7 protein-coding genes, 1 tRNA gene, 3 rRNA genes and 1 other annotated feature are annotated in these 12599 nt (G+C 44.9%); of the genes, 9 read left to right on the plus strand and 2 right to left on the minus strand.

Annotated elements, in window-relative coordinates:
* Positions 1–450: 450 nt before the first annotated feature.
* Positions 451–951 carry a methylated-DNA--[protein]-cysteine S-methyltransferase gene (locus tag ACLJJ6_RS00440; RefSeq protein WP_412989517.1) on the minus strand — a complete coding sequence of 167 codons (501 nt, stop codon included), beginning with the start codon at positions 949–951 and terminating at the stop codon, positions 451–453.
* 111 nt (positions 952–1062) lie between these two features.
* Between ACLJJ6_RS00440 and ACLJJ6_RS00445 the strand changes: the two genes are divergently transcribed.
* The 4 genes from ACLJJ6_RS00445 (at position 1063) to tyrS (ending at position 4236) form a co-directional block, all read left to right on the plus strand.
* Entirely contained in the window at positions 1063–1647 is a 585-nt protein-coding gene (locus tag ACLJJ6_RS00445) for an Ada metal-binding domain-containing protein (RefSeq protein ID WP_412989518.1), read from the plus strand.
* Positions 1632–2342 carry an AzlC family ABC transporter permease gene (locus ACLJJ6_RS00450; RefSeq protein WP_412989519.1) on the plus strand — a complete coding sequence of 237 codons (711 nt, stop codon included), beginning with the start codon at positions 1632–1634 and terminating at the stop codon, positions 2340–2342. The genes ACLJJ6_RS00445 and ACLJJ6_RS00450 overlap by 16 nt, the downstream gene beginning before the upstream one ends.
* Positions 2327–2653 (plus strand): AzlD domain-containing protein, encoded by a 327-nt coding sequence (locus ACLJJ6_RS00455; RefSeq protein ID WP_412989520.1) that lies wholly within the window; start codon positions 2327–2329, stop codon positions 2651–2653. The genes ACLJJ6_RS00450 and ACLJJ6_RS00455 overlap by 16 nt, the downstream gene beginning before the upstream one ends.
* A gap of 75 nt (positions 2654–2728) precedes the next feature.
* Positions 2729–2929: a binding site (T-box leader), on the plus strand.
* Positions 2930–2982: 53 nt separating this feature from the next.
* Positions 2983–4236: a tyrosine--tRNA ligase gene (gene tyrS / locus ACLJJ6_RS00460; protein WP_412989521.1), complete on the plus strand. Its 1254-nt coding sequence runs from the start codon at positions 2983–2985 to the stop codon at positions 4234–4236.
* Positions 4237–4563: 327 nt separating this feature from the next.
* On the opposite strand, the gene ACLJJ6_RS00465 is transcribed toward tyrS, so the two are convergent.
* Positions 4564–5463, minus strand: a complete 900-nt coding sequence (locus ACLJJ6_RS00465; RefSeq protein ID WP_412989522.1) for a LysR family transcriptional regulator — start codon at positions 5461–5463, stop codon at positions 4564–4566.
* Positions 5464–5610: 147 nt separating this feature from the next.
* Here ACLJJ6_RS00465 and ACLJJ6_RS00470 point away from each other — a divergent pair, with 147 nt between their 5' ends.
* The 5 genes from ACLJJ6_RS00470 to ACLJJ6_RS00490 all read left to right on the plus strand — a co-directional run bounded on the left by ACLJJ6_RS00470 (position 5611) and on the right by ACLJJ6_RS00490 (position 12300).
* Positions 5611–6804 carry a PLP-dependent aminotransferase family protein gene (locus ACLJJ6_RS00470; protein ID WP_412989523.1) on the plus strand — a complete coding sequence of 398 codons (1194 nt, stop codon included), beginning with the start codon at positions 5611–5613 and terminating at the stop codon, positions 6802–6804.
* Positions 6805–7181: 377 nt separating this feature from the next.
* Positions 7182–8759, plus strand: a 16S ribosomal RNA gene (locus ACLJJ6_RS00475).
* Positions 8760–8987: 228 nt separating this feature from the next.
* Positions 8988–11910 (plus strand): 23S ribosomal RNA (locus ACLJJ6_RS00480).
* A 95-nt stretch (positions 11911–12005) separates the two neighbouring features.
* Positions 12006–12122: ribosomal RNA gene (gene rrf / locus ACLJJ6_RS00485) — 5S ribosomal RNA — on the plus strand.
* The 16S, 23S and 5S rRNA genes sit together here with 1 tRNA gene alongside, the layout of an rRNA operon.
* 104 nt (positions 12123–12226) lie before the next feature.
* A tRNA-Thr gene (locus tag ACLJJ6_RS00490) sits at positions 12227–12300 on the plus strand.
* The last annotated feature ends 299 nt before the right edge of the window (positions 12301–12599 follow it).

Here is a 12599-nt window from a genome sequence, read left to right on the forward strand (position 1 = left end):
GTGTTAACGAGCGGTGCGATTCAAAAGACGGATTGATGCAGCAAATTTTTTATTTTGATACCTGGCTGTTAGGCCATCGCGCCCAAATGGTTAACCGCTAGTTAGGGTATTAAAAGAAACCTTAAAGTAACCCTATCACAATCCGTTGGAAGTTTAAATTAGTAGGAATTGTATGGGGCGTGGGTGGCGATTTTTGTCAAACAAGTTAGGGTAAAAATGCTATAATGATAAAAATTATGGGTGACAAGATGACGCCTGCCAAAAGTGAGGCCGGCATGTTAACGAAGTCTTTGTAAATGTGCCCATAAAAACGTCCGCACTTCATAGCGGCCGTTTGTATGCTACAACACGGATAAATTAGATTTTTAGAAACCACAAATGCACACAACGTTTGGGAACAAGTTGCCTAAAAGCGATAACCTATCTGCGTAAAACGTGTAAAGCCGGGAGTTAACAAGCTCTAACCCGCGCTTCTAAAGCTAGAAGTTGCCGTTTCAAGGGAATGCCACCATGATAGCCGCCAATAGTGCCATCTTTGCGTAAAACACGATGACAAGGAACCACAATTTGATTCGGATTGCGGCCCACGGCATTGGCAACTGCGCGAATAGCCCGCGGACGATTGATTTTTCTAGCAAGTTCACTATAAGTGGTTGTTTGGCCGTATGGAATTGTCAGAAGTGCTTTCCAAACGGCAATCTGAAAGGGTGTACCGTTGAATTCGATTGGCAAAGAAAAAGAAGTGGCAGTGCCGGTCAAAAGAGCGTTCAGTGCCTGTTTATAAGCTTTGGTTTTAGTGGGATCGTGTAAAATTTGAACATTTGAAAAATAATGATGCAGTCCGTAAGCATCAACGTGGTTGGAGCTGACGAAGGCTAATCCATGGTTGCCCACGGCTAATGTGTACGTATAAGCACCAACCACTAAGTGATCAAAATAAAGTTTTTTCATAAGTTGGCCTCCAGTCATGGCTAAGAATTTGACTAAAGTATAACAAATCTAAGGTTCAAAATTTGGCTTTTCCATTTTGAACTTTTAATGAACCGATAAGGAGGCGTTCAAATGACAGCGCGAAAGCGTCCAACTAATGGCCAATGGCAGGCAATTATTCATAATGAAGGGTGTGCAGATGGCACCTTTTTCTATGCCGTTTTGACAACCGGGATTTTTTGTAAACCTTCCTGTGTCTCACGGCAGCCACGGAAACAAAATGTGGTGGTCTTTCCTAATCCGAATGCTGCCCTGCAGGCCGGTTTTCGTCCTTGCAAGCGATGCCAGCCATTAGATACCAAAACGGCATTTGATCAGCCTATTCAAGCAAGCCAGCGGTTTATGCAAAAGCACTACGCGCAACCTTTAACAGTGGCACAAGTTGCGGCAGCAGTGCATTTGAACACGAGTTATTTTGAACACCGTTTTCGAAAGCAGACTGGTCAATCAGTGATGCGCTATCTTCTGGATGTACGAATGGCACACAGTCGCGATCTGGTATCTGAAGCAGAGCTTTCAATTCAAACAATTGCACGACGGGTTGGGTTTCAAAGCGGTAATTACTTTGGCCGTGTTTTTAAGGCTTATTTTGGCGTGACGCCCAGTAACTGGCAACAACAAGGAAAGTGGGGTGAACAGAAGTGGATGGAAAATTAGATTTTGAAACTGGTGTACGGGATGCACTCCCCACTGTCTTTGGGTATATTGGGATTGGCATGGCCTTTGGAATTGTCGGCAAAACCAGCGGTCTAAGCGTTTTAGAAATTTTTTTGATGTCTTTAATTACATATGCGGGTTCTGCGCAGTTTATAATGGTCAGTCTGCTGCTGGCCAATAGTTCTATTCCGTTCATCATGCTGTCGGTATTTTTGGTGAACGCCCGCTTTATTTTGATGAGTACCACAGTGGCACAATATTTCCGCCAGGATTCAATTTGGCAAAATATTGGCATTGGGACCCTTTTAACCGATGAAAGTTTTGCATTAAGTATGAACAAATTGAACTTTACGGATCATCGCTTGGTACCCAGTTGGTTTCATGGGGCAAATCTGGTTGCTTATTTAACCTGGGTATTGGCGACCGCCGCGGGTGGCATTCTGGGCAACTTAGTGGGCGATCCGCAAGCTTTGGGACTAGATTTTGCGCTTGTAGCCATGTTTATTGGGCTACTTTATCTACAAATGATTACGGATCTCAGCAAAGCGTTTTGGTTTCAAGTTGGCATTGTCGGGATGGTTTGTGTGCTAATGTACGGCTTAACGATTTTCTTTTCTGATAATGTCGCTTTGATTGTCACGACACTAGTTGGCTGCTTTTTAGGGATGGTGATTGAACAATGGCGCTCTCGATAAAAATATTGGCAACAATTGTTGGCTGCGGCTTGGTGACGTGGTTGTCACGTGTAATTCCATTTGTCCTTGTTAAGAATTTTGATTTACCGGCGTGGTTAATCCGTTATTTAAGTTTTGTGCCTTTGGTCATTATGACGGCACTAATTATGGAAAACATTTTTACACACCATGCGGGTAGTTTGCCAACAATTGATTATGAAAACTTGTTTGCGACGATTCCAACTTTTATCGCCGCCATTATTTCAAAAAGCTTAATTGTCATCGTGGTTGTTGGCATTGTTTGTATGGCATTGATTCGGTTGCTTTTTTAGGATCTGACCCGTTGCTAAAAAAGTTTAAAAAGGCGCTTGACTTGTAAAAGTAACTCTTTTAAGATGTAACTAACATTAAAAGCATTGAGACGATCGAAGTAGCAGATTATCCAACATTTCAGGGATCTGGTGGGGTTGCGAACCAGAATGTGATAATTGTGAATTACAGTTGTTGAGCTTCTAATCCTTAAATTAGCGATTCATCACGTTATCGATGTTGAGTGGTTGCACTTGTGCAATAACTTGGGTGGTAACGCGGAAAATTTCGTCCCTAGAGTCTAATTCGACTTTAGGGACTTTTTTAATATAAAGATATGGAGGGTTTGGCTATGAATATTATTGATGAATTAAAGTGGCGCGGAGCAGTAAACCAAACGACCGATGAAGAAGGTTTGCGTGAATTAACAAGCAAAAAGCAAATTGGCTTGTACTGTGGGGTGGATCCCACGGGAGATAGTTTACATATTGGGCATTTGATTCCCTTTATGATGATGAAACGCTTTCAACTTCAAGGACACCATCCGGTAATTTTGATTGGTGGCGGAACGGGTGCGATTGGGGATCCTTCCGGGAGAAAATCGGAACGGGCTTTGCAAACAATGGCACAGGTTAAACATAATGAAGACGCACTTTCAGCTCAAATGACCAAATTGTTTGGTACCGAAAACTTTCAGATTTTAAACAACTATGACTGGCTTTCTAAACTATCTTTAATGGACTTTTTGCGTGATTACGGCAAGTTGTTCAATATTAATACGATGTTGAACAAAGAGGTTATTGCTAGTCGACTGGAAGGTGGAATTTCGTTTACCGAATTCACCTACCAAATTTTGCAATCCCTTGATTTCCTTCATTTGTATCGTCATGAAGATGTACAATTACAAATTGGCGGCTCTGACCAGTGGGGAAACATCACGGCCGGCATTGATTTGATTCACAAAATCGAAGGCCCTGACACAGATGTTTTTGCGTTGACAATTCCGTTAATGTTAAAAGCAGACGGAACCAAATTCGGTAAGACGGCTGGGGGAGCAGTATGGCTAGATCCCAAGAAAACCTCGCCCTACGAATTCTACCAGTTCTGGATTAACCAGGATGATCGGGATGTCGTCAAGTACTTGAAGTACTTCACGTTCCTAGATGAAGCTGAAATTGAAGAATTGGCCGAAAAGGTTCGTACAGAACCCGAAAAACGGGAAGCCCAACGACGTTTAGCAGAAGAAGTGACTAAGTTTGTACACGGTCCCCAAGCCGTTGTTGAAGCACAGCACATTACTAAGGCCTTATTCTCAGGAGAAGTGCAAGATTTGACGGCAGACGAAATTGAACAAGGATTCAAGAATATGCCAACTGTGGAAGTGGCCAACAAGAAGGAAAATATCGTTCTTTGGTTGGTAGATGATACTAAGATTGAACCTTCGCGTAGACAAGCCCGTGAAGATGTGAAAAATGGGGCCATTCGCATCAATGGCGAGAAAGTTCAGGATGTTGAGGCAGAAGTAGATCCGAACACTCATTTCGACGGCAAATATGTTATTGTCCGCCGGGGGAAGAAACGTTACTTCTTGGTAAAAATCAAGTAAGTAGAACGAAAAGAGGACACTAGCAAGTAAAGCCTGCGCTGTAGCTACGGATATAAGAAAAGCGAACAAAAGGCATTTTAATTTTGCCCATAACAACGGCAGCCAAATGATTCGCTTTTTGAATCGTTTGGCTGCTATCATTAAGCATAGAAGGTAGCCATGCTCCAATTTTGGTTATTAAAGTGCATAGGAAAAGACTGAGAAAAAATTCTCAGTCTTTTTTTGATTATATCCCCTAGTGTATCTCTGGACGGAAATAACGAACCGGTTATGCGTCGTTTCTAGCGCCCCAAATGCCGACAGCTCAGAATTTATTTTTAACCGCAATTATGCTTTTCCTAAATAGCTTTCTTGATAACGCTTTGCCAGGTGCTGGTGGATCTCTTGCAACATAAGTTTGGTAGAAGGTGCATCGGCCTGCGTTTTATTCACACTAAGGCAAATCGTACGATTATATTGATGCGAAAACGGATAGATATTGACGTCCCCTGTCAGTTTTTGTAAAGCCAACTGGGGAAGTATCCCAAAACCAAGACCACTTTCAACCATTGACAGAATTGATTGATCATCAATTGAATAAGTAATAGCATTAGGTGCCACATTGTAGCGATCCAGTGTTTTTTTGGTGTCACGATCGTAATCGACCTGTTGCAAGATAAAATGATAGTCGCCAATATCATCCGTTGTCATGTACGTTTTATTTTGAGGGATGAAGTCCGCTGGAGTGACGCAAAAAATGGGGTCTTCCACCAAGGCTTCGGTTTGCAGCTGGTTATCGACAGGCAGAGTCGCAAATCCAATGTCGACAGAGCCGATCCGGGTCATTTCAGCGATTTCAGAAAAGGTTCCTTGAGTAATCGTGACTTCCACACCAGGATATTTCTTCTTAAAACGCTGAATGATCGTTGGCAGCCAGTTAATACAAACGCTGCTAAAAGCACCAATGCGGATAGTTCCGGAATTTAGCCCCCGAATTTGGTCGGCAACTTGCTGTAATTGAGCCTCGCTATTTAAGATGTGCTGAATTACGGGTAAAATTTGGGCGCCATCGGGAGTCAATTCGACACCGGTGCGGTTGCGAATAAATAGTGGGAAGCCTAAGTCGCTTTCCAACTGACTAATTGCATGGCTTACCGCACTAGGGGTGACGTTTAAGGCTTTTGCTGCCTGTCCAAAATTTTGGGTTATCACGACCTTTGAAAAAATCTCATAAGAAAAGTTTGCCATATAAGCCTCCAATACCGAAAATAAAGCAGAATTATTTCTAAGTTGAACAACATTCATGTTTAATTGAGAACGTTGAGTTTTACTTCATATTAGAGAATTAGTATCATAGAGTCAACAGCAGAATTCAACTTTATGGAGGAAAAAATTATGGAAGAAGAGTTTGCAAGTCGTGTTGCGTTGACCTCGCATAGTGGTTTAAATGCGATATACCCGAGTCAAGATCCAGAAATGATTTCATTTACGGGCGGGTTTCCAGATGCTAGTTTATTTCCGAGTGCGCAGTTAGCGGCTAGTTTTCAAAAAGCTATGCAAAACCAGCAAGCTCCTCTTCAATATCAGGTGGGAGAAGAGTCACAAGAGTTACGAAGCTTGATTGCTAATCTGCTAGCTGCGGATGGGACTAAGACTATGGCTAAGCAGATCATGATGACCCAAGGGGCTCAGCAGGGTTTAGATCTTGTGGCAAAACTTTTAATTAACAAAGGTGATGGACTGATCGTGGAAGGCCCGACTTACATTGGGGCACTGGCAGCATTTGATGCTTATGAACCAACTTACTATACGGCGGATATGGCTGATGATGGGATGGACCTAACAGCGGTAAAACGAATTTTGATACAGCATCAAGTGAAATTGATTTATACGATTCCAGATTTTCAAAATCCTACTGGAGTTGTGATGTCAGTTGAAAAGCGGCGCCAACTGATTGCATTAGCCAATAAGTACGATGTTGTGATTTTGGAGGACGCACCGTATCGATGGTTGCGCTACGAAGGAAGTGCGCAACCTAGTCTGAAGTCGCTAGATACTCAAGGCCGCGTTATTCAATTAGGTAGCTTTTCCAAAATCTTGGCACCTGCGTTACGTTTAGGGTGGTTAACGGCAAGTACAGAAATGTTTGGACGATTGCAAGAATTGAAGGCTGGGACAGATTTGGAGTCTTCGAACCTCATGATTCAAACGGTAACGGAATATTTGGGTAGTTACAGCCTGCAAGACCACTTACAGCAATTGCGTCATAATTATAGAAGAAAACGTGATATGATGGTCGCGGCTTTACAGACCTATTTACCGAGAGAAGCGTGTTTTACAGTTCCACAGGGTGGTTTCTTTAGTTGGTTAACCATGCCTAAAGGATTTGATCTTGAAAATGTTCAAAATACGCAGTTGAAACCCAATTTCCATGTCATGGTTATCCCATCAACCCACTTATTTCCCGGAAAAGGGCGGAGAAATGGGGCACGGATAAGTTTTAGTAGTGTTTCAGCGACGCAAATTGATTTGGGTATCAAAAGATTAGGTAATGGGCTAAGCAGCAGCTATCAAAAGAAGTATATTTAAAATTGGTATAGCTGAAAACCAAACTTGTTTTCTGCAAATCTAGAAAGAAAATGAAAAAAGTTTCAAAAAATACTTGACGAAGTGTTTACCGCTTGGTATATTTATATACGTTGTCTGACGGAGAAGTGCTTAATCAAGCAAAAAAGAATTTAAAGAAATTGCTTGACAGGTTTTTCTTGAGATGATATACTAATAAAGTTGTCGTAAAGAGATAAACGATTCTCACAAACGGCAATTGGTAGACCTTTGAAAACTGAACAAAGTTTCGACGAAACAAATGTGTAGGGTCTTCAAATGAGAATTTGAAGCAAACAATTTGCGAAGTCAATTCGCTTGAAACAATGAAACAACAAATGAGCTTTTTAAAAACTCAATTATAATATGAGAGTTTGATCTTGGCTCAGGATGAACGCTGGCGGCGTGCCTAATACATGCAAGTCGGACGCACTTTCGTTACGTGAATTAGAGATGCTTGCATCGAAGATGATCGTAACCATAAAGTGAGTGGCGAACGGGTGAGTAACACGTGGGTAACCTGCCCAGAAGCGGGGGATAACACCTGGAAACAGATGCTAATACCGCATAATAAAGTTAACCGCATGGTTAACTTTTAAAAGATGGCTTCGGCTATCACTTCTGGATGGACCCGCGGCGTATTAGCTAGTTGGTGAGATAATGGCTCACCAAGGCAGTGATACGTAGCCGACCTGAGAGGGTAATCGGCCACATTGGGACTGAGACACGGCCCAGACTCCTACGGGAGGCAGCAGTAGGGAATCTTCCACAATGGACGCAAGTCTGATGGAGCAACGCCGCGTGAGTGATGAAGGCTTTCGGGTCGTAAAACTCTGTTGTTGGAGAAGAACGTGTGTGAGAGTAACTGCTCATGCAGTGACGGTATCCAACCAGAAAGCCACGGCTAACTACGTGCCAGCAGCCGCGGTAATACGTAGGTGGCAAGCGTTATCCGGATTTATTGGGCGTAAAGCGAGCGCAGGCGGTTTTTTAAGTCTAATGTGAAAGCCTTCGGCTTAACCGAAGAAGTGCATTGGAAACTGGGAGACTTGAGTGCAGAAGAGGAGAGTGGAACTCCATGTGTAGCGGTGAAATGCGTAGATATATGGAAGAACACCAGTGGCGAAGGCGGCTCTCTGGTCTGCAACTGACGCTGAGGCTCGAAAGCATGGGTAGCGAACAGGATTAGATACCCTGGTAGTCCATGCCGTAAACGATGAATGCTAAGTGTTGGAGGGTTTCCGCCCTTCAGTGCTGCAGCTAACGCATTAAGCATTCCGCCTGGGGAGTACGACCGCAAGGTTGAAACTCAAAAGAATTGACGGGGGCCCGCACAAGCGGTGGAGCATGTGGTTTAATTCGAAGCTACGCGAAGAACCTTACCAGGTCTTGACATCTTCTGCTAACCTAAGAGATTAGGCGTTCCCTTCGGGGACGGAATGACAGGTGGTGCATGGTTGTCGTCAGCTCGTGTCGTGAGATGTTGGGTTAAGTCCCGCAACGAGCGCAACCCTTATTATTAGTTGCCAGCATTAAGGTGGGCACTCTAGTGAGACTGCCGGTGACAAACCGGAGGAAGGTGGGGACGACGTCAAATCATCATGCCCCTTATGACCTGGGCTACACACGTGCTACAATGGACAGTACAACGAGTTGCGAGACCGCGAGGTTTAGCTAATCTCTTAAAACTGTTCTCAGTTCGGACTGCAGGCTGCAACTCGCCTGCACGAAGTTGGAATCGCTAGTAATCGCGGATCAGCATGCCGCGGTGAATACGTTCCCGGGCCTTGTACACACCGCCCGTCACACCATGAGAGTTTGTAACACCCAAAGCCGGTGGAGTAACCTTCGGGAGCTAGCCGTCTAAGGTGGGACAGATGATTGGGGTGAAGTCGTAACAAGGTAGCCGTAGGAGAACCTGCGGCTGGATCACCTCCTTTCTAAGGAAAATAGAAACGGAAACCTGCACATTGTTGAAACTTTGTTTAGTTTTGAGAGGTTTACTCTCAAACTTTGTTCTTTGAAAACTAAATAATATCGAAAAATTTTCTAATTTTAATTATTGTCAATAATTAAACCGAGAACACCGCGTTTTATAGAGTTTTAAAACAAGATTAGTTCGAAACATAATCGCTAAACTCAAAACCACTTTACCGCAGGTAAAGTTAGGTTAAGTTATAAAGGGCGCATGGTGAATGCCTTGGTACTAGGAGCCGATGAAGGACGGGACTAACACCGATATGCTTCGGGGAGCTGTAAGTAAGCTTTGATCCGGAGATTTCCGAATGGGGAAACCCAACAACACTAATCCGTTGTTACCACCACATGAATACATAGTGTGGTTGGAGGTAGACGCGGGGAACTGAAACATCTCAGTACCCGCAGGAAGAGAAAGAAATATCGATTCCCTAAGTAGCGGCGAGCGAACGGGGAACAGCCCAAACCAGGAAGCTTGCTTCCTGGGGTTGTAGGACTGAACATTTGAGTTACCAAAGATTTCATAGCCGAACAGTCTGGGAAGACTGGCCAGAGCGGGTGATAGCCCCGTAGGCAAAATGAAGATCCCTCAGTTCAGGATCCTGAGTACGGCGGAACACGTGTAACTCCGTCGGAATCCGGGAGGACCATCTCCCAAGGCTAAATACTCCCTAGTGACCGATAGTGAACCAGTACCGTGAGGGAAAGGTGAAAAGCACCCCGGAAGGGGAGTGAAATAGTTCTTGAAACCATGTGCCTACAAGAAGTCAGAGCCCGTTAAGGGGTGATGGCGTGCCTTTTGTAGAATGAACCGGCGAGTTACGTTTACATGCCAGGTTAAGTTGAAGAAACGGAGCCGCAGCGAAAGCGAGTCTGAAGAGGGCGACTGAGTATGTAGATGTAGACCCGAAACCAAGTGACCTACCCATGTCCAGGTTGAAGGTGCGGTAAAACGCACTGGAGGACCGAACTCGTGTACGTTGAAAAGTGCTGAGATGAGGTGTGGGTAGCGGTGAAATTCCAAACGAACTTGGAGATAGCTGGTTCTCTCCGAAATAGCTTTAGGGCTAGCCTCGGAATTAGGATCATGGAGGTAGAGCCACTGTTTGGACTAGGGGCCCGTCTTGGGTTACTGAATTCAGATAAACTCCGAATGCCATTGATTTATGTCCGGGAGTCAGACGGTGAGTGATAAGATCCATCGTCGAAAGGGGAACAGCCCAGACCACCAGTTAAGGTCCCTAAATATATGTTAAGTGGAAAAGGATGTGGAGTTGCATAGACAACTAGGATGTTGGCTCAGAAGCAGCCATCATTTAAAGAGTGCGTAATAGCTCACTAGTCGAGTGATTCTGCGCCGAAAATGTACCGGGGCTGAAACATATTACCGAGACTGTGGATGCCACCGTCAGGTGGCGTGATAGGAGAGCGTTCTAAGGGCAATGAAGGCAGACCGTGAGGACTGTTGGAGCGCTTAGAAGTGAGAATGCCGGTATGAGTAGCGAAAGACAGGTGAGAATCCTGTCCACCGTATGACTAAGGTTTCCTGGGGAAGGCTCGTCCACCCAGGGTTAGTCGGGACCTAAGTCGAGGCCGAGAGGCGTAGACGATGGCCAACAGGTTGAGATTCCTGTACTAGTTAAACTTGTTTGAACAATGGAGGGACGCAGGAGGCTAAGGAAAGCGCACGGTTGGAAATGTGCGTCCAAGCAGCGAGTCTGGTGAAGAGTTAAATGCTTTTTGCCTCAAGGACAAGCTGTGATGGGGAGTGAAATTTAAAGTAACGAAGTTCCTGATGTCACACTGCCGAGAAAAGCTTCTAGTTAGAGTTTAACTACCCGTACCGCAAACCGACACAGGTAGTCGAGGAGAGTATCCTCAGGTGAGCGAGAGAACTCTCGTTAAGGAACTCGGCAAAATGACCCCGTAACTTCGGGAGAAGGGGTGCTGATCGCAAGATCAGCCGCAGTGAATAGGCCCAGGCGACTGTTTATCAAAAACACAGGTTTCTGCAAAATCGTAAGATGACGTATAGGGGCTGACGCCTGCCCGGTGCTGGAAGGTTAAGTGAATGAGTTAGCTTCGGCGAAGCTTTGAAATGAAGCCCCAGTAAACGGCGGCCGTAACTATAACGGTCCTAAGGTAGCGAAATTCCTTGTCGGGTAAGTTCCGACCCGCACGAAAGGCGTAACGATCTGGGCACTGTCTCAACGAGAGACTCGGTGAAATTATAATACCCGTGAAGATGCGGGTTACCCGCGACAGGACGGAAAGACCCCATGGAGCTTTACTGTAGCTTGATATTGAGTGTTTGTACAGCTTGTACAGGATAGGTAGGAGCCGTAGAAACCGGAACGCTAGTTTCGGTGGAGGCGTTGGTGGGATACTACCCTCGCTGTATGAACCCTCTAACCCGCGCCACTAAGCGTGGCGGGAGACAGTGTCAGGTGGGCAGTTTGACTGGGGCGGTCGCCTCCTAAAGAGTAACGGAGGCGCCCAAAGGTTCCCTCAGAATGGTTGGAAATCATTCAAAGAGTGTAAAGGCAGAAGGGAGCTTGACTGCGAGACAGACAGGTCGAGCAGGGACGAAAGTCGGGCTTAGTGATCCGGTGGTACCGTATGGAAGGGCCATCGCTCAACGGATAAAAGCTACCCTGGGGATAACAGGCTTATCTCCCCCAAGAGTTCACATCGACGGGGAGGTTTGGCACCTCGATGTCGGCTCATCGCATCCTGGGGCTGTAGTCGGTCCCAAGGGTTGGGCTGTTCGCCCATTAAAGCGGTACGCGAGCTGGGTTCAGAACGTCGTGAGACAGTTCGGTCCCTATCCGTCGCGGGCGTAGGAAATTTGCGAGGATCTGTCCTTAGTACGAGAGGACCGGGATGGACATACCGCTGGTGTACCAGTTGTTCCGCCAGGAGCATCGCTGGGTAGCTATGTATGGATGAGATAAACGCTGAAAGCATCTAAGTGTGAAACTCGCCTCAAGATGAGATTTCCCATTCCATTTATGGAAGTAAGACCCCTGAGAGATGATCAGGTAGATAGGTTGGGAGTGGAAGTGTAGTGATACATGGAGCGGACCAATACTAATCGGTCGAGGACTTAACCACGAAGTGGTGAAACTCGGAGGAAAAGAGAGTAGATATTATTTAGTTTTGAGAGAATAAAATTCTTTCACACGAGCCACGAAGGTGGATCGGAGAAGTGTGGTGGCGATAGCGAGAAGGATACACCTGTTCCCATGTCGAACACAGAAGTTAAGCTTCTTAGCGCCGAGAGTAGTTGGGGGATCGCTCCCTGCGAGGGTAGGACGTTGCCATGCAAATTAAAAAAGTTTCCGTAATTGGAAACTTTTTTTTTACCTAAAATACGCTAACCATTGATGTGTAATTAAGAGATATGGTATACTTATTGAGGTAATTTTTTGCCACTTTAGCTCAGCTAGGTAGAGCACTTCCATGGTAAGGAAGGGGTCATCGGTTCAAATCCGATAAGTGGCTTCTTAAATTTTAAACGTATCAAAAGAGGACAGTTGTAAAGGCGCTAGCCGCCCTGCAACTGTCCTTTTTTAATTTCTCCGCTATGCTAGTTGCAGCACAATTTGGGATAGTGATCAAAAATGTTTCTTCATCGCTTATTGTTAGTGAAAGAACGGAAATGAATTTTTAATTCGGCTTAAACTCGCTGATATGCCAGGATAAAACTCATAGAGAAATGTGGTTGTGAGTTTCCAGCCTTACTGAAAACTTTAGAAGTAAACCAGAGAATTTCGTAAGTTTAGAAGAAACTGGAAAAATAA

Origin of the sequence: Pediococcus siamensis (assembly GCF_047220215.1) — a bacterium.
In the GTDB taxonomy this organism is placed as follows: Bacteria; Bacillota; Bacilli; order Lactobacillales; family Lactobacillaceae; genus Pediococcus; species Pediococcus siamensis.